Below are 16,332 nucleotides of genomic sequence, written 5' to 3' on the forward strand. Positions count from 1 at the left end.
GGTACCCATCAGTCCCGCGAAAACGCAAGTGCGATTTCGGCTTCCACGTCCACGTAGGGCCGCCCCGACAGGTCGACGGTGACCTGGGTGATGGTGCCGCCGGTGAAGGTGAACGGCGCCTTGTAACGGCTGGACACTCCCGACCCGCCGTTGCGCCCGACCGTAATGCCGGCGCCCGCCAGCCCGAAGGTGCCCGGATGGGTGGTCACCCCGGGCAGCGTGCCGACGACATTGTCGTCGATGAACAAGGTGACATCGCCCAGCGGCGTATGACTGTTCTCGACCGTCCCGGTGCGTGAATAGCTGGCCCCGAACAGATGTCGGCCCAGCGGCACGGCGTCCGACGACGACACCTCCTGGTGGCGCTCGCCGAGGAAGTTGTACACGTAGTGCAGCCCGCCGTCCTGGATGAACAGCACGTGCCCGCCGTGCGCGCCGCCCTGCTTGAACAGCACGCCCTCGGCGCCGGTGGTGTCGACGGTCACCTCGGCGAGCACCGAGAACGACCGCCCGCGGATTTCGGCGGCGGCACCGATGCCCACGTCGGCGCAGTCGGGATAGTAGATGTAGCTGTTGCGGTCGCTGACCAGGTACGGCCGCGAGCGCCCCAGCGTCTCGAGAATATTCAGATCCGCCAGCGGCAGCCCGTTGTATCTGTCCGCCTCCGAGAACCACATCGCCTTGAGTTCTTCGAGTTTGTCCGGGTTTTCGGCGGCCAGATCGTGGCACTGGCTGCGGTCGGCCTCGATGTGGAACAGTTCCCAGCGGTCGGCGTCGAAATGCGACCAGCCCGCCGGCGTCGCCGCATGTATGGTGTTGGCGAACCAGCCCCGGTGCCAGATCCCGCGGGTGCCCAGCATGGTGTAGAACTGGGTGCTTTTGCCCGTGTCGGCGCCCGGATCGGCAAGGGCCGCCTTGAAACTCACGCCGTCCAGCGGTTTCTGGGCGATGCCCTTGACGGTCTGCGGCGGCGCCATGCCCAGCAGGTCGTAGACGGTCGGGGTGATGTCGCAGACGTTGACGTAGTTGTCGCGGACCTCTCCGTGCGCGGCAATTCCGTTGGGCCACGAGATGATTGCCGTGTCGGCGATGCCGCCCTCATGGGAGGCGTACCGCTTGTAGAGCTTGTAGGGGGTGTTGAAGGCCATCGCCCAGCCGATCGGGTAATGGTTGTAGGTCTCGGGGCCGCCGAGGTGGTCGAACAGCTTCATGCTCTCTTCGACCGTGTCGATGTAGCCGTTGAAGAACTTGCCCTCGTTGACCGACCCGTTCGGGCCACCTTCGCCGCTGGCGCCGTTGTCGGAGATGACCACGATGATGGTGTTGTCCAGCTGGCCCGAATCCTCGAGATAGTCCAGGATGCGGCCGATCTGGGCGTCGGTGTAGCTGAGGAACCCGGCGAACACCTCGGCCATCCGGGCGAACAGCTTCTTCTCTTCGTCGTTCAGCGATTCCCAGGGCCGCACCGTGTCCTGCAGCGGCCACGGCTCACCGCCCGGCCCCTTCACGTCCAGATACGGGTTGACCGGTGACAGTTCGGTGTCTTGCGGCACGATTCCGAGCGCCTTCTGCCGCTCCAGCACGACCTCGCGGTAGCGCTCGTAGCCCATGTCGAAGCGGCCGGCGTAACGGTCCGCCCATTCTTTGAAGACGTGGTGCGGCGCATGCCCGGCGCCGGGGCACACGTAGGAGAACCAAGGCTTCTCGGGCGCAATCACTTTGGCGTCGCGGATGAATTCGATGGTCTTGTCGGCCAGGTCCTTGGAGAGGTGGTAGCCGTCCTCCGGGGTGCCCGGGGGGCTCACCGGGTGGTTGTCGTACACCAGGTCGGGATACCACTGGTCGGTTTCACCGCCGAGGAATCCGTAGAACCGTTCGAAGCCACGCGACGTCGGCCAGTGCCGCTTGGTCGCGGCGAGATTGGATTCCTCGAGCGGCGTCAGGTGCCACTTGCCCACGCAGTACGTGTTGTAGCCCTGCTCCGCGAGCGCCTCGGAGAGCAGCCCCGTCTCAAAGGGTATGCGGCCGTTGGCGTTGGGGAAGCCCTCGGTGAACTCCTCGATGGTGGCCATGCCGACGGTGGTGGCATTGCGCCCGGTGAGCAGCGACGCCCGGGTCGGCGAGCACAGCGCGGTGGTGTGGAACTGCGAGAGCCGGACGCCGCGCTCGGCGATGCGTGACATGGCCGGCATCTCCACCAGGCCGCCGAAGCAGTCCCAGGTCGCGATGCCCGTGTCGTCCCACACCAGGTACAGCACGTTGGGCGCGTCGGCCGGCGCCGTCGGAGCGGCGTAGGGCCCCCAGTCCGGTTCGGAATCCCGGATGTCGAGCTCGATCTTGCCGCTGAAGTCAGGAGACATGCGCCGAGCGTAACGCCACTGCGAAAATTCCGGCGTTCTTTCGCAGTGAGGTTACGCTCGGCGAACGCGAATACGCCGGCGGGTTACTTAGCCTTTTCCAGAATTTCGACGAGACGCCAGCGCTTGGTCGCCGACGTCGGGCGCGTCTCCATCAACGAGACGCGGTCACCGATTCCGGCCGTGCTGTTCTCGTCGTGCGCCTTGACCTTCGTGGTGGTCCGGATGATCTTGCCGTACAGCGGGTGACGCACGCGGTCCTCGAGCTCGACCACGATGGTCTTCTGCATCTTGTCGCTCACCACGTAGCCGATGCGCACCTTGCGCCGTCCCCGCACCTTCGGGTTGGCCGGAGTGTGCTTGGGGCCCTTGTCCTTCGACGCGGCCTCGGTTGCGGCGGCCTTCTTGGGGGCAGCCTTCTTGGCTTCTGCCATCACGATTCCTTACCGTCGGGCCCGGATGCCAGGCCCAGTTCTCGTTCGCGCAGCACGGTGTAGACGCGCGCGATCTCCTGACGCACCGTGCGGAGCCGGCGGTTGTTGGTGAGCTGTCCGGTCGCCATCTGGAAACGCAGATTGAACAGCTCTTCCTTGGATTCGCGCAACCGCTCGGTCAGCTCCTCTTCGGTGAGCTCACGCAGTTCGCCAGGCGAAATTCCCACTGCCATCAGAACTGATCCTCTCGAGTCACGATGCGGGCCTTGATCGGCAACTTGTGGATCGCGCGGGTCAGCGCCGCCCGGGCGGTCTGCTCGTTGGGGTAGCTGAGTTCGAACAGCACCCGGCCCGGCTTGACGTTGACGACCCACCACTCCGGCGAACCCTTACCCGAACCCATGCGGGTTTCGGCGGGCTTCTTGGTCAGCGGCCGGTCCGGGAAGACGTTGATCCACACCTTGCCGCCACGCTTGATGTGCCGGTTGATGGCGATACGAGCGGACTCGATCTGCCGGTTGGTGACGTAGGCGTGCTCGAGGGCCTGGATGCCGTAGTCACCGAAGTTCACCGCGGTGCCGCCACTGGCGATGCCGCGCTGGCGGGGGTGGTGCTGCTTGCGGTGTTTAACCCTGCGGGGAATCAACATGATTCAGCTCTCCGTGCTTTGTGGTTCTGCAGCGGGTGCGGACTGGACCGCCGCGGCCGCAGTGCCCTCTTCGGCGCTGGCGGCCGCGCGGCCGGCCTCGGTGCTGGTGGCCGTGGTGCCCGAGGCGCCGCTGCGACGCGGACGGGTGCCCGACGGACGCTCGCGGCGCGAACGCTCGGCGCCTGCCGGAGCGGCCGCGGCCAATTCGCGCTTGCCACCGACGATGTCGCCCTTGTAGATCCACACCTTCACGCCGATCCGGCCGAAGGTGGTCTTGGCTTCGTACAGGCCGTAGTCGATGTCGGCGCGCAGCGTGTGCAGCGGCACCCGGCCCTCGCGGTAGAACTCCGAGCGGCTCATCTCGGCGCCGCCGAGACGGCCCGAGCACTGCACCCGGATGCCCTTGACGTTGGGCTGGCGCATCGCCGACTGGATCGCCTTACGCATCGCCCGGCGGAACGCCACGCGGTTGCTCAGCTGCTCGGCGACGCCCTGGGCCACCAGCTGCGCCTGCGACTCCGGGTTGCGCACCTCGAGGATGTTGAGCTGAACCTGCTTGCCGGTCAGCTTCTCCAGGTCGGCACGGATCCGGTCGGCCTCGGTGCCGCGGCGGCCGATGACGATGCCGGGGCGCGCGGTGTGGATGTCGACCCGGACCCGGTCGCGGGTGCGCTCGATCTCCACGTCGGCGATCCCGGCCCGCTCGAGGCCGGTCGAGAGCAGCCGCCGGATGGCGACGTCTTCCTTGACGTAGTCGGCGTACTGCTTGTCGGCGTACCAGCGCGACTTCCAGTCGGTGGTGATGCCCAGCCGGAAACCGTGCGGATTGATCTTCTGGCCCACTAGTCTGAGCCTCCCTTCGCGTCAGAGGTCTCAGACGTCTTGGCTTCGGCTTTCTCGGTGGCTTTCTTGGCGGCCTTCTTCGCGGGCGCTTTGGCGGCCGCCTTCTTGGCGGGTGCCTTGTTGGCCGGCGCTTTCTTGGCGGGGGCCTTCGCGGCGGCCTTGCTGGCCTCGGCGCGACGGGCCCGGGTCGACTTCGCCGACCCCTGGTCCTTGCCCGGCCGGCTTTCCACCACGACGGTGATGTGGCTGGTGCGCTTGCGGATCCGGAACGCGCGGCCCTGGGCGCGCGGGCGGATGCGCTTGGCGGTGGGGCCCTCGTCGGCGTAGACGGTGGCGACCACCAGGGTCGCCGGGTCCAGCCCGTTGTTGTTCTGCGCGTTGGCCGCGGCACTGGCGATCACCTTGGCCACCGGCTCACTGGCCGCCTGCGGGGCCCAGCGCAAGATGTCCAGCGCGTCGGCCACCGAGCGGCCGCGCACCAGGTCGATCACCCGGCGCGCCTTTCTCGGCGACACCCGCACGAACCGTGCTTTGGCCACCGCCGATGGGAATTCCGTTGTGGTCATCGCCGTTTGGCCTTCCGGTCGTCCTTGATGTGTCCCTTGAAGGTGCGGGTGGGCGCGAATTCACCAAGCTTGTGGCCGACCATCGCCTCGGTGACGAACACCGGGACGTGCTTGCGTCCGTCGTGGACGGCGAAGGTGTGGCCGATGAAGTCAGGAATGATCGTCGAACGCCGCGACCATGTCTTGATCACCTGTTTGGTGTTCTTCTCGTTCTGCGTGTCCACCTTCTTGAGCAGGTGGCCATCGACGAACGGGCCCTTCTTCAGGCTGCGTGGCATGTGCTACTCCTGACTTCCTAGCGACCGTGCTTCTTGCCGGTGCGCCGGCGTCGGACAATGAGCTTGTTACTGGCCTTGTTCGGGTGACGGGTGCGGCCCTCGGGCTTGCCCCACGGGCTCACCGGGTGGCGACCACCGGAGGTCTTGCCCTCGCCACCACCGTGCGGGTGGTCCACCGGGTTCATGACCACACCACGGACGGAGGGGCGCTTGCCCTTCCACCGCATCCGGCCGGCCTTGCCCCAGTTGATGTTCGCCTGTTCGGCGTTGCCGACCTCGCCGACGGTGGCGCGGCAGCGCACGTCGACGCGGCGGATCTCGCCGCTGGGCATACGCAGCGACGCGTAGGTGCCCTCTTTACCGAGCAACTGGATGCTCGACCCGGCCGACCGCGCCAGCTTGGCACCGCCGCCCGGCCGCAGCTCCACGGCGTGGATCACGGTACCGGCCGGGATGTTGCGCAGCGGCAGGTTGTTGCCCGGCTTGATGTCGGCGTTCGGCCCGCACTCCACCACGTCGCCCTGCGAAAGGCCCTGCGGCGCAATGATGTAGCGCTTCTCGCCGTCCAGGAAGTGCAGCAACGCGATGTTGGCGGTGCGGTTGGGGTCGTACTCGATGTGCGCGACCTTGGCGTTCACGCCGTCTTTGTCGTTGCGGCGGAAGTCGATCACCCGGTAGGCGCGCTTGTGGCCGCCACCCTTGTGGCGGGTGGTGATGCGGCCGTGCGCGTTCCGGCCACCGTGACCGTGCAGCGGGCGCACCAGCGACTTCTCCGGGGTGGAACGAGTGACCTCGGAGAAATCGGACACGCTCGAGCCGCGGCGGCCTGGGCTCGTCGGCTTGTACTTACGAATTGCCATGTCTAATCAGGTCTTCCTCTCGCGGCGGCTACGCCGGTGCCCCGAACAGATCGATCGGCTTGCTACCCGGCGCCAGCGTGACGATGGCCCGCTTGGTGCTCTTGCGCTTGCCGAAGCCGGTCCTGGTGCGCTTGCGCTTACCTTGCCGGTTCGCGGTGTTCACCGATGCGACCTTGACGGAGAAGATCTTCTCGATAGCGATCTTGATCTGCGTCTTGTTCGAATCGGGGTGCACCACAAACGTGTACACGTTGTCGTCGAGCAACGAATAGGACTTCTCCGAGATGACCGGGCCCAGAATGATGTCGCGGGGGTCAGTGATGGTCGCCATCTACGCCGTTACCTCCACATCCTTGTCGGCACCGCCGGTGGCCCCGGCGATATAGGCGCGCAGCGCCTCAACGCTGAACACCACGTCGTCGGAGCGCAGCACGTCATAGGTGTTGAGCTGGTCGGGAGTCAGCAGGTGCACACCGGGCAGGTTGCGCACGCTCTTGGCGCCGGCCTCGTCGCTGCGGCCGATCACGACCAGCACCTGCTTGCGGTCGGTCAGCGTGCCCAGAAACGCCCTGGCGTTCTTGGTCGACGGCGTCTGACCCGACACCAGCTCGGTGATCGCGTGGATGCGGCCGTTGCGCGCCCGGTCGGACAGGGCGCCGCGCAACGCCGCGGCGATCATCTTCTTGGGCGTGCGCTGGCTGTAGTCGCGGGGCTTGGGGCCGTGCACGATGCCACCACCGGTGAACTGCGGGGCGCGCGTCGAACCCTGACGGGCCCGACCGGTTCCCTTCTGCCGGTACGGCTTACGGCCACCGCCGCTGACGTCGCCGCGGGTCTTGGTCGAGTGCGTGCCCTGACGCGCCGCCGCCCGCTGTGCGGTGACGACCTGGTGCATCAGCGCGATGTTGGCCGGAGCGTCGAACAATTCGGCCGGCAACTCCATCGAGCCCTCGACCTTGCCGCCCGGCGTCTTGACGTCAATCTTCACCGATGCCATTACTTCTCACCTCGCTTGACCGCGCTGCGGACCACCACGAGTCCACCGGTGCGGCCGGGGACCGCGCCCTTGATCAACAGCACGCCGTTCTCGGTATCGACCTTGTGCACCAACAGGTTCTGGACGGTCACCCGGTCGCTACCCATCCGGCCCGCCATCCGGGTGCCCTTGAACACCCGGGCGGGGGTGGCGCAGCCGCCGATGGAGCCGGGCCGCCGGTGCACCGCCTGGGCACCGTGGCTGGCGCCCTGACCGCGGAAGCCGTGGCGCTTCATGGTGCCGGCGAAGCCCTTGCCCTTGGAGGTGCCCGTAACGTCGACGTAGGCGCCGTCGGCGAAGATCTCCGCCGTCAGCTCCTGGCCGACTTCGTATTCGGCGGCCGCCTCGGGGTTTTCCAGTCGCAGCTCGGCCAAAAACCGGCGCGGGTTGACGCCCGCGGCGGCGTACTGACCGGTCACCGGCTTGTTGACCTTGCGGGGACTGATCTCGCCGTAGGCCAGCTGCACGGCGCTGTAGCCGTCGCGCTCGGGGGTACGGATCCGGGTCACCACGTTCGGGCCGGCCTTGACGACCGTCACCGGCACGACCCTGTTGTTCTCGTCGAACACCTGCGTCATGCCCAGCTTGGTACCCAGAATGCCTTTTCTTGCCATGAGTCTGGATCTCCTACTGGATGTTGACGTCGACACTGGCCGGAAGGTCGATGCGCATCAGCGCGTCGACGGTCTTCGGCGTCGGGTCGAGGATGTCGATCAGCCGCTTGTGCGTGCGCATCTCGAAGTGCTCCCGCGAGTCCTTGTACTTGTGCGGTGAGCGGATGACGCAATACACGTTCTTCTCAGTCGGCAGCGGCACCGGACCTACAACACTGGCACCCGTGCGGACGACGGTCTCGACGATCTTGCGCGCCGACGCGTCAATAGCCTCATGGTCGTAGGCCTTAAGCCTGATGCGGATCTTCTGTCCCGCCACGCTTCTCCTACCCTCACTCCTGTTGAGGCCCGAAACCCGGGCCTGGTGCCACCGGCGCGCCGATCGGGCCGGCCAACTCTGGGCCGATCGAGCGTTGCGCCGGATATTGCGCCGCTGTTTACCTGTCGTGGTCCACCGGCCCCCGCGGTCGGGCGTGTCACCCTCACGCAGCCTCATCCGCGACCGAAATTCGTCGCTCTCAAAGGATGGGACCGGACGCGCCCGTTTGGACGCTGGTCGTATGCCCGACCAGGCGCAAACCCGGCTCAAGGCAACCTGAACAGTATGCCTGAAGATCGGGCCCGAACAAAATTCGGCCGGGATCCCGGTCCGAATCCGCCGCACCCGCCTGGCAGACGGTAGCACCGTAGCATAAACGCACTGGTCAGAGGCGTTGAGCCGGCGGGACGCCGGGCCTCAGGCCCCCGCCGATTCGATGTTCGCCGCGCCGGATCGGGCGCACTGAACGTGCAGGAAGCCGTCGACGGCCTCCAGCGCGCATTGCCGGTAGTCGAAGTCGGGCAGGGTGGACAGCCGGCCCAGCACCAGCGGCCCGATCAGCAGGGCGATCGCCCGCGACCGGTCCACCTCCCCCAGTTGGGCGGCCTCGGGGCTGTCGAAGATGGCGTCGAAGGGCTCCGCGTACTGCTGGGCGATGCGCTCGCGCAGGGTGGTGATGGCCGCGCTGTCGGCGTTGTGGGCGCGCCGCGGCTCGGGCATGCCTTCCAGGTCGCGACCCAGCGCGAGCCAGGACATGGCGGTCATCATGGTGGGCGCCAGGGCAACGGCCTCGGCCTGGGCCAGCACCACCGCGACAAGCCGGTCGCGCAGCGAACCCTCGGCCGGTGGGGTGGGTGATGCCGGTATCAGGCTGTTGAAAGCCGCTGCCAGTAAATCGTTTCCGCTCGGGAAGTGACGATACAGGGTTGCCCGGGCCACGTTGGCGGTGCGGGTGACCGCGTCGACCGTCACCGCGCTGGGACCCCCGGCGCGCAGCAGCGCGACGGCGGCTTCCAGCAGCCTGGCTCGTGACCGAGCCGGGCGCGGATCGGACGTCCCGGTGGTAATTGCGGCCTCCTGTTTGAAAACAAGACTATCGGTCTATCTACAAGACTATTGGTCTCGAAACTTGGCCCACCCTTAAGGAGGCGCGCCGCATGGTCGAAACCCTCGTCCGGAATGACCAGCGTACTGACGGGATCGCCATCGGCGGTAGCTTCCGGGCCCGAAACTGGACGCTGGCCGTCGCCTGCATGGGTGTCGCCCTGGTCGTGGCGTCGATGACGGCCTTGAACACCGCGCTCGGCGACCTGGCGGTGGCCACGTCGGCCACCGCGTCGCAACTGAACTGGGTCGTCGACGGCTACACCGTGGCGCTGGCCTGCCTGCTGCTGCCGGCCGGCGCGATCGGTGACCGCTACGGCCGGCGCGGCGCGCTGCTGATCGGCCTGCTGGTGTTCTCGATCGGCTCGATGGCACCGGCGCTGCTGCACAACCCGTCCCAGATCATCGCGGGCCGGGCGGTGGCCGGGATCGGCGCCGCGTTCGTCATGCCTGCCACGCTGTCGCTGCTGACGGTGGCCTATCCAAAAGACGAGCGCACCAAGGCCGTTGGCATCTGGGCGGGGACGGCCGGTTCCGGTGGCGTGCTGGGCATGCTCGGTTCTGGCCTGCTGCTTCGCTTTTGGGACTGGCATGCCATCTTCTGGTCCCTGGGCATCGCCGGCCTGGTGATTTTCGCGCTGGCCTGGACCGTGGCATCGTCGCGCGACGCGGGGGCGCCCCGGGTCGACGCGCCGGGCGCGGTCCTGATCGGCGTGGCGGTCGCCGTCGCGGTAGCCGCCATCCTGGAGGCGCCCGGGCGCGGGTGGAGCGACCCACTGGTGTGGGGCGGGTTGGCCGTCGGCGCGGTCATGGCCGCGGCATTCGGCGCCCTTGAGTTGCGCCTGGCGGCCCGCGGCCGGCAACCACTGCTGGATGTCCGCTTGTTCGCCGACCCGAACTTCACCACCGGGGTGACCGCGATCGTCATCCTGTTCGGCGCCACCTTCGGGTTCTTCTACATCGGCATGCAGTACGTGCAGCAGATCATGGGTTACTCCGCGCTGGCGACGGCGACCGCGTTCGGGCCGTTCATGGCGCCGCTGGGCATCTTCTCGGCCCTGTCGTTCTGGTATGTGCCCAAGCTGGGTCTGCGGCTGGTGTTGTTCGTCGGCACCTTGCTGATGGCGGTCGGGTTCGGGTGCATGTACTGGCTGGACCTGCACTCCACCTACCTCGAATTCGCCTGGCCCACCCTCATTCTCGCGACCGGTATCGGAATCTGCACGGCACCGACGACCTCGGCGATCATGGGTGCGGTTCCCGACGAGAAGCAGGGCGTCGCCTCCGCGGTCAACGACACGTCCCGCGAGATGGGCGGCGCGCTGGGCATCGCGGTGGCCGGTTCCATCCTGGCCGGTCGCTACTCGCACGAGCTCGCACCGCGGCTGTCGGGGTTTCCCGCACCGGTCCGGGGTCAGGCCACCGACTCGCTGGCCAAGGCGGTCGAGATCGCCGGGCGGCTCGGACCGCAGGGCCGGCAGCTGGCCGACATCAGCAAGTCCGCGTTCCTGGCGGCCCTGCACGCCTCCACCATCACGATGGCCGCGATCGTCGCCGTCGCCGCGCTGGCGATCGGGGTGTGGGCTCCCGGCCGCGACGGCCGTCAGCTGCGGCCGGTGCGGCGATTGCTGTCACGTCACTGAGCCCCCTTTCGAGCACGGCCAATGCCGTTGTCCGACAGCGGTTTCAACGTGCGTGGCGGCGCCCCGAAAGCCTTGCAACGGCCCGCCGATTCTGGTATCAGAGATGTATATCGACAGATACAAGTCATCTCTGTACTCCCGAGGTGGATGTGGTGTTGATGGGCGTTACGAGCGGGGTCGAGCCGGCATGCGCGGCGATCCGTGAGGCGGCGGCGATCGTGGAGGCCGAATGGATGCGCCTGCGGCGACCGAACGTGCCGGTTCGATACCCCAACTGCGAGTTGCCCGCGGCGCGCCGTGAGCGGCGCCGCACGTCCACCCTGGTCTCCATCGCGCCGACGCGCGTCACGCGCTCGACGCGTCCGCGTGCCGCCGATGGCCGATGGCCGGCCTCCCTGGTGTGGGCACGGCAGCGTTCCCCTCCGCCGTGCCAACGTCGTTCGCAGTCCGGCGAAAGGAGGTAACTGACAACAGACACGCACGGGCTATCGAGGAATGAGATGGCGGTCGTGCCGTCCACGAATATTGCGACGCATTGTTCGCGCGACGCACATCTGCGCGCGCACAGCCACTTGTCGTGGCCATCTACGTGGACCGCATGAGAGTCGCCGCCTCTTCGGGCGGGCCGCCGCGGTGCCGAGGATTTCGGTTACCGCGTCGCGGCCCGCCCACCGGCCTTCACTGGACGAACTGCGCGGCCCGATGCCCGATCATCACGATCGTGGCGTGCGGCCCGCGGCTGGTGATCGCCGGCAGGATCGAGCCGTCGATCACCCACAGGTTGTCGATGCCGAGGACTCGGCACCGCGGGTCGACGACGGCCCGCGGGTCGCCGTCGGCACCCATCGGTGCGGTGCCGCAGAGATGTTGCGAGGTCGACCAGACCACCGCCGTGGCATCGACTGTGCCACCGGCCAATTCGCGGGCCAGCTCGCTGCCCCGGCGCAGCGCCGCGACGTCGTCGGGCTCGCTGTCGTAGCGGTGTTCGATGCGCGGCGACACCTCGGGATCGGCCGAGACCAGCATCATGCGCCCCCGCGCGCCTGGTTGCATCAGCGCCACCCCGAGGTGTGGCCAGTCGGCATGTCCGGCGGTGCCGTCACCGGTCATCGCCACGAATCCACCGGTGTACGGCCGGATCTCGAGACCGTCGGCGGTGCACAGCACCACCTCGAGCACCGGCCGGCCGGGGGCCACCGTCCAATCCGTGGGCAGCACCCATTCGGCGTGATCGCTGAACGACGTCCCCACCGGCAGCGGCGCCAGCACCGGCACGCCGGCGGCGGTCAGCATGGCCTCGTCACCGATGCCCGAGAGCATCAGCAGGTGCGCCGTCTCGATCGCGCCCGCGCACAACACCACCCGGTCGGCGGTGAAGGCCACCCGGCCGTGCGGGCCGATCGCGTCCACGCCCACCGCGGCGGTGCCGGAAAAACGCAGGCGGGCCGCCCGGGTCCGCGCATGCACGGTCAGGTTCGGCCGGCGCAGCGCCGGGATGAGGTATTCCGACCCGGAACCCCGTCGCACGCCGTCGACGATGTTGAGCGGGACGGCGCCGATTCCCGAAACCGGTTCTGGTGCAGCGTCATTGAGGTCGGCGATCCAGTCGAACCCGGCGCGCTGGGCGGCGCCGATGAAACGCTCGGTGGTCCCGGTCATGTCGCGCGTGCGGCGCACCCGGATGGGGCCGCTGCGCCCATGCACCGGACCGTCGAAGTCCAGGTCGGTCTCGATGGCGCGGAAGCTGTCCAGCACGTCGGGCCAGCCCCAGCCCGGTATGGCCATGCGCTCGAAGTCGCGCGGTAACCCCCGGCAGAAGTAGCCGCCGTTGATCGCGCCCGATCCGCCCACGGTCGCCCCGCGCACGATGGGGTGCTGGCGGGCGGGTTCGTCGGTGAGCCGGGTCTGGTACCGCCGGACCAGCGGGCTGCCGACGCCTATCGGCAATTGCAAGCCGTTGGTGGTCTGGGCGAGCAGCCCCGGGTCGTCGAGCGCCGGGCCCGCCTCCAGGACGCTCACCGAACATTGCGGATCGGCGGAAAGACGTTCCGCAACAACCGATCCTGCGCTACCCGCGCCGACGATCAGCACGTCGCTGTGCGAGACGGCCTTACTCAAGGGCGGGTCAAGGTGCGATTAATTCCGGATCTGGGGTTTTAGGGCTCGCACGTTGCGTTCCCGCAGCACACCCCACCACAATCCGAGCCCGTACGCGAGGTCGTCGACGCGCTTGAGCAACAGGTAGGTGGGCAGCCCGATCGGTTCGACATCGTCGCCGATGGCGTCGCGGCGGCGAAGCCAGTCGACCACCCCGTCCATGACGGCCGCGACCAGGACCACCCGCCGGAAATGACGCGACATGGTGGCGGCCACCAGTGCCAGTGGCCAGTAGTGCCGGCACAGCGCCGACGCCAGCTGCAGCGCCGCCGACCACAGGCCGCGGCCCGCGATCATCGCGACGTCGGTCATCGACGTCTCGGCGGTGCGCATCGCCCGCGCGATCCGCCGACCGGTCACCACGGCGAGCAGGATGGACGCCAGCCGCGACAGGGTGGACCCGAAGGCCATCAGGATCCAGGTCATCAGCGCCCAGCCGGAGATCACCACCGGCGCCGTCTTGTCCGGGTGGCGCACCGACAGCGGGGCCGCCGAGCCGCCGTAAAAGGCTTTGCGCGCCAGCCAATCCCGCAATTCGGTGCGGTGGTCGTGGGCGACCAGGGCGATCGGTTCGTAGCGCAGCCGAGCGCCCGCCTCGATGAGCCGCCAGCACAGGTCGACGTCCTCACCGGACTGCAGGGTCTCGTCGAACCCGCCGACCTCCCGGATCGCCGAGCACCGGCAGATGATCGCCGCGCTGGGCACATACGACACCGTGCTGTGCGGCAGCACGGGCGCTTCGCGCTCACCGAGGTCGAGCGAGGAGTGCACCGCCTCGTAGCGTGCCACCACGTTCTCGCTGTGCGACAGGCCGACGATGCGGGGCGCGACGAGGCCGACCGTGGGATCGCAGAAGTGCCCGAGCAGGGCCTCCAGCCAGCCCCGGCGCGGGGCGACGTCGGAGTCCAAGAAGGCGACGAAGTCCGTCCGGCACGCCCTGAGCCCGGTGTTGCGGGCCGCCGCCGGGCCCCTGCTGCGGTCGTGTCGCAGCACCTCGATGTCGCAATGCGCGCCGACGAAGTCGTCGGGGACGATCGGGGGAAACGAGCCGTCGTCCACCACGACGACGCGCAGGCCGCGCAGTGAACTCACCAGGCGTCGCACACCAGATGGGTTGTCCCGCACGGGAATTACCACCGTGACGTCATGGTGCGACGGGCCGCCCGCGGGCCGGGGATGCGCCACCGTCGCGTCCAGCAGGGTGCGGGCCAGCTGGGCGGACAGCTCATCGCGCACCTTCAGCCGGCCGTCCGAGAGCATGTCCTGGGCGGCGGGAGCGAGCTTGAGCAGCCGGGTGGGCGAACCGCCGAGCAGCGCCGAGCCGTCGCCGAGCACCCGCACCCGGCGATCGACCTGAACGGCGAACCCGTTGGGCAGCCGGGGCGCGGTCACGCCAGCATCCCGTCGGGCCCGGGGCGCCAGCGGGCGACTCGCCGGACACAGCCGTCGACCATCTCGGTGAGGATCCGCTCGCCCTCGGCGGCGGTGGCGGTGGTCGGGTCACCGAGGACGCCGACCGGGCTGACCGCCGCCACTCCCCCGCGGCGCATCGACCCGAGCAACTCGGGCAGCGGTGCGGTGTTGCCGGCCACCCGCCGATCGGTCCGGACATCGGCCGGCGAGATGTGCAGCAGCACCGATGTTTCGGTATGGCCGGCGTGGGCGTCGCCACCGGTGGCCAGGCAGGGGCACCAGCCGGCGTCGCGGCCCTCGGTGCGCAACAGGGCCACCGCGCTGCGCAGCGCGGTGACATTGCCGCCGTGGCCGTTGATGAACACGATCCGCCGGGCCCATTCGGCCGCTGACCTGCCGTACTCGACCAGCAGGGTGGTCAGCGCCTCGGTGCCCAGCGAGATCGTTCCGGCGAAGCTCTGGTGCTCGCCGCTGGCTCCGTAGGCCAGGGGCGGCGCCACCAGCCACTCGTGGCCGAGACGGCCTCGAGCGCCGCGGGCGACCGCCGTTGCGATCCGGGTGTCGGTGTCCAGCGGCAGGTGGGGACCGTGTTGTTCGGTCGACCCCAGCGGAACCATTACCGAGGCCGCCTTGTCTGATAGCTGGCTCGACGTCGCGGTTCCCAAGTCGCCGAGTACGGGCACTCGGTGATGGTAGGACGAATTCACCTGGCGTGCACCGATTGTTGGAGCTTCAAAATGACTTTTTTTCTTCGGTCGTTCATCGGGCGTTCGAATCGTGGGCTCGTCCGTCACGGTTACCCCGCCCGTATCACGATTTGCGCGAGCGTCACTTAATCCGGATATATCCGCCCTGGATAACCGGGCTTGCGCTAAGCGCCGCCTGAGGGCACGCCCAGCGCCCGGGTGAACCCGGGTGGGACCAGGATGTGGTCCGGTCCGAGGTCGTGCACCGAGGACAGGCCCAGACCCATCAGCGCCGAGTCGATGCCACCGCGCAGGATGTCGAGCACGTTCTCCACACCCGGTTGCCCGGCCGCGGCCAGACCCCACAGGTAGGCCCGGCCGATCATCACCGCGCGCGCCCCCAGCGCCACCGCCTTGACGACGTCGCTGCCGCGCCGGATACCGCCGTCGAGAACCACCTCGATCTGGTCGCCGACGGCCGCGGCCACCGCGGGCAGGGCGCGAATCGAGGCCGGGGTGCCGTCCAGATTGTTGCCGCCGTGGTTCGACACCGAAATGGCCGAAACCCCCGCGTCCACCGCCCTTTTGGCGTCGTCGACGCGCATCACGCCCTTGAGCATGAAGGGCCCGCCCCACAGCTCCCGCAGCCAGGCGATGTCCTCCCAGGTCGGCGGCGGCGTACCCATCCATTCCCCGTAGGCCTGAAAGAACGGGGGGCCGGGTTCGCCGCGACGGCCCTGGTTGGGCACGCGCAGCTCCGGCGGTCGCATGGTCTTCGCCCACTGCAGCAGCCACCGCGGCTTGGTGATGACCTCCGGGCTCATCTTGACGATGGTCTTGAAGTCCATCTTCTCCGGGATCGACGGGCTGCCCCAGTCCCGGCCGTGCGAGAAGCTCCAGTCGGTGGTCACGATCAGTCCCACGGCCCCGGCCGCCCGGGCGCGCTCGACCCGCGCGGCGATCGCGTCGCGATCACCCAGCCAGTACACCTGGAAGAACACCTTGGGGTTCGCCGCGATGACCTCTTCGATCGGCTTGCTGGCGAACGAGGACAGCCCCATGGCGGTGCCGCGGGCGGCGGCGGCCCGCGCGACGGCGACCTCACCGTCGGGGTGCACCGCCTGCACGCCGGTCGGCGAGATCAGCACCGGCAGCGAAATGTCTTGTCCCATAACACTGGTCGACAGGTCGCGCTTCTCCTGCGCGCCGATGACGTGTGGGGCGAATCCGAGTTCGCTGAAGGCTGCCACGTTGTCGGAGACCGTGACTCCCTTTTCGCTGGCCGAGATCAACGACGAATACGCCGATTTCGGCAACCGGCGCTTGGCGCGTTGCTGCGCGATGGCGACGGTTTCAAACCATGCGTCGGCCAT

The 16,332-nt window shown here is 68.4% G+C and carries 18 protein-coding genes; 1 reads left to right on the top strand and 17 read right to left on the bottom strand.

Annotated features, from left to right (window positions below):
* Positions 1-8: 8 nt before the first annotated feature.
* From AC5Y5B_RS01270 to AC5Y5B_RS01330, 13 genes are all read right to left on the bottom strand, one after another.
* Complete coding sequence (locus tag AC5Y5B_RS01270; RefSeq protein WP_500002880.1) at positions 9-2,360, bottom strand: arylsulfatase; 2,352 nt, start codon at positions 2,358-2,360, stop codon at positions 9-11.
* Between the two features lie 83 nt (positions 2,361-2,443).
* The gene (gene rpsQ, locus AC5Y5B_RS01275) at positions 2,444-2,791 is read right to left on the bottom strand and encodes a 30S ribosomal protein S17 (RefSeq protein ID WP_067833783.1); all 348 of its coding nucleotides are present in this window, start codon (positions 2,789-2,791) and stop codon (positions 2,444-2,446) included.
* On the bottom strand, positions 2,791-3,024 hold the full coding sequence (gene rpmC, locus AC5Y5B_RS01280) for a 50S ribosomal protein L29 (protein ID WP_055401869.1): 234 nt from the start codon (positions 3,022-3,024) through the stop codon (positions 2,791-2,793). The genes rpsQ and rpmC overlap by 1 nt, the downstream gene beginning before the upstream one ends.
* A complete protein-coding gene (gene rplP, locus AC5Y5B_RS01285; RefSeq protein WP_007773582.1) occupies positions 3,024-3,440 on the bottom strand; it encodes a 50S ribosomal protein L16 in 417 nt (138 codons plus the stop codon). Before rplP ends, rpmC begins: the two co-directional genes overlap by 1 nt.
* 3 nt (positions 3,441-3,443) lie before the next feature.
* Entirely contained in the window at positions 3,444-4,283 is an 840-nt protein-coding gene (gene rpsC, locus AC5Y5B_RS01290; protein ID WP_500002885.1) for a 30S ribosomal protein S3, read from the bottom strand.
* The gene (gene rplV, locus AC5Y5B_RS01295) at positions 4,283-4,849 is read right to left on the bottom strand and encodes a 50S ribosomal protein L22 (protein ID WP_112632688.1); all 567 of its coding nucleotides are present in this window, start codon (positions 4,847-4,849) and stop codon (positions 4,283-4,285) included. The genes rpsC and rplV overlap by 1 nt, the downstream gene beginning before the upstream one ends.
* Positions 4,846-5,127 carry a 30S ribosomal protein S19 gene (gene rpsS / locus AC5Y5B_RS01300; RefSeq protein WP_007773585.1) on the bottom strand — a complete coding sequence of 94 codons (282 nt, stop codon included), beginning with the start codon at positions 5,125-5,127 and terminating at the stop codon, positions 4,846-4,848. Before rpsS ends, rplV begins: the two co-directional genes overlap by 4 nt.
* Before the next feature lie 17 nt (positions 5,128-5,144).
* Positions 5,145-5,987 carry a 50S ribosomal protein L2 gene (gene rplB, locus AC5Y5B_RS01305; RefSeq protein WP_007773586.1) on the bottom strand — a complete coding sequence of 281 codons (843 nt, stop codon included), beginning with the start codon at positions 5,985-5,987 and terminating at the stop codon, positions 5,145-5,147.
* A gap of 28 nt (positions 5,988-6,015) precedes the next feature.
* Complete coding sequence (rplW, locus tag AC5Y5B_RS01310) at positions 6,016-6,318, bottom strand: 50S ribosomal protein L23 (RefSeq protein WP_007773589.1); 303 nt, start codon at positions 6,316-6,318, stop codon at positions 6,016-6,018.
* A complete protein-coding gene (gene rplD, locus AC5Y5B_RS01315) occupies positions 6,319-6,984 on the bottom strand; it encodes a 50S ribosomal protein L4 (protein WP_500002888.1) in 666 nt (221 codons plus the stop codon). It lies immediately after the preceding gene.
* On the bottom strand, positions 6,984-7,637 hold the full coding sequence (gene rplC / locus AC5Y5B_RS01320; protein WP_066869357.1) for a 50S ribosomal protein L3: 654 nt from the start codon (positions 7,635-7,637) through the stop codon (positions 6,984-6,986). Before rplC ends, rplD begins: the two co-directional genes overlap by 1 nt.
* A 13-nt stretch (positions 7,638-7,650) precedes the next feature.
* Positions 7,651-7,956 (bottom strand): 30S ribosomal protein S10, encoded by a 306-nt coding sequence (gene rpsJ / locus AC5Y5B_RS01325; RefSeq protein WP_003873519.1) that lies wholly within the window; start codon positions 7,954-7,956, stop codon positions 7,651-7,653.
* Positions 7,957-8,373: 417 nt separating this feature from the next.
* Positions 8,374-8,973 (bottom strand): TetR/AcrR family transcriptional regulator, encoded by a 600-nt coding sequence (locus AC5Y5B_RS01330; protein WP_205869080.1) that lies wholly within the window; start codon positions 8,971-8,973, stop codon positions 8,374-8,376.
* Between the two features lie 140 nt (positions 8,974-9,113).
* On the opposite strand from AC5Y5B_RS01330, the gene AC5Y5B_RS01335 reads away from it, so the two are divergent.
* On the top strand, positions 9,114-10,703 hold the full coding sequence (locus AC5Y5B_RS01335; protein ID WP_112632691.1) for an MFS transporter: 1,590 nt from the start codon (positions 9,114-9,116) through the stop codon (positions 10,701-10,703).
* Positions 10,704-11,381: 678 nt separating this feature from the next.
* Here the strand turns inward: AC5Y5B_RS01335 and mftG are convergent.
* The 4 genes from mftG to mftD all read right to left on the bottom strand — a co-directional run bounded on the left by mftG (position 11,382) and on the right by mftD (position 16,332).
* Positions 11,382-12,821, bottom strand: a complete 1,440-nt coding sequence (gene mftG / locus AC5Y5B_RS01340) for a mycofactocin dehydrogenase MftG (protein ID WP_500002891.1) — start codon at positions 12,819-12,821, stop codon at positions 11,382-11,384.
* 18 nt (positions 12,822-12,839) lie between these two features.
* Positions 12,840-14,252: a mycofactocin biosynthesis glycosyltransferase MftF gene (mftF, locus tag AC5Y5B_RS01345; protein ID WP_112632693.1), complete on the bottom strand. Its 1,413-nt coding sequence runs from the start codon at positions 14,250-14,252 to the stop codon at positions 12,840-12,842.
* Complete coding sequence (mftE, locus tag AC5Y5B_RS01350; RefSeq protein WP_500002893.1) at positions 14,249-14,980, bottom strand: mycofactocin biosynthesis peptidyl-dipeptidase MftE; 732 nt, start codon at positions 14,978-14,980, stop codon at positions 14,249-14,251. The genes mftF and mftE overlap by 4 nt, the downstream gene beginning before the upstream one ends.
* 164 nt (positions 14,981-15,144) lie before the next feature.
* On the bottom strand, positions 15,145-16,332 hold the full coding sequence (gene mftD / locus AC5Y5B_RS01355; protein ID WP_500002896.1) for a pre-mycofactocin synthase MftD: 1,188 nt from the start codon (positions 16,330-16,332) through the stop codon (positions 15,145-15,147).

The organism is Mycobacterium sp. NGS33, from assembly GCF_059812885.1.

Coding starts and splice junctions, on each gene's coding strand:
- AC5Y5B_RS01270 (WP_500002880.1), bottom strand. CDS start 2,360: ATGTCTCCTGACTTCAGCGGCAAGATCGAGCTCGACATCCGGGATTCC.
- rpsQ (WP_067833783.1), bottom strand. CDS start 2,791: ATGGCAGAAGCCAAGAAGGCTGCCCCCAAGAAGGCCGCCGCAACCGAG.
- rpmC (WP_055401869.1), bottom strand. CDS start 3,024: ATGGCAGTGGGAATTTCGCCTGGCGAACTGCGTGAGCTCACCGAAGAG.
- rplP (WP_007773582.1), bottom strand. CDS start 3,440: ATGTTGATTCCCCGCAGGGTTAAACACCGCAAGCAGCACCACCCCCGC.
- rplV (WP_112632688.1), bottom strand. CDS start 4,849: ATGACCACAACGGAATTCCCATCGGCGGTGGCCAAAGCACGGTTCGTG.
- rpsS (WP_007773585.1), bottom strand. CDS start 5,127: ATGCCACGCAGCCTGAAGAAGGGCCCGTTCGTCGATGGCCACCTGCTC.
- rplB (WP_007773586.1), bottom strand. CDS start 5,987: ATGGCAATTCGTAAGTACAAGCCGACGAGCCCAGGCCGCCGCGGCTCG.
- rplW (WP_007773589.1), bottom strand. CDS start 6,318: ATGGCGACCATCACTGACCCCCGCGACATCATTCTGGGCCCGGTCATC.
- rplD (WP_500002888.1), bottom strand. CDS start 6,984: ATGGCATCGGTGAAGATTGACGTCAAGACGCCGGGCGGCAAGGTCGAG.
- rplC (WP_066869357.1), bottom strand. CDS start 7,637: ATGGCAAGAAAAGGCATTCTGGGTACCAAGCTGGGCATGACGCAGGTG.
- AC5Y5B_RS01335 (WP_112632691.1), top strand. CDS start 9,114: ATGGTCGAAACCCTCGTCCGGAATGACCAGCGTACTGACGGGATCGCC.
- mftD (WP_500002896.1), bottom strand. CDS start 16,332: ATGGCCGACGCATGGTTTGAAACCGTCGCCATCGCGCAGCAACGCGCC.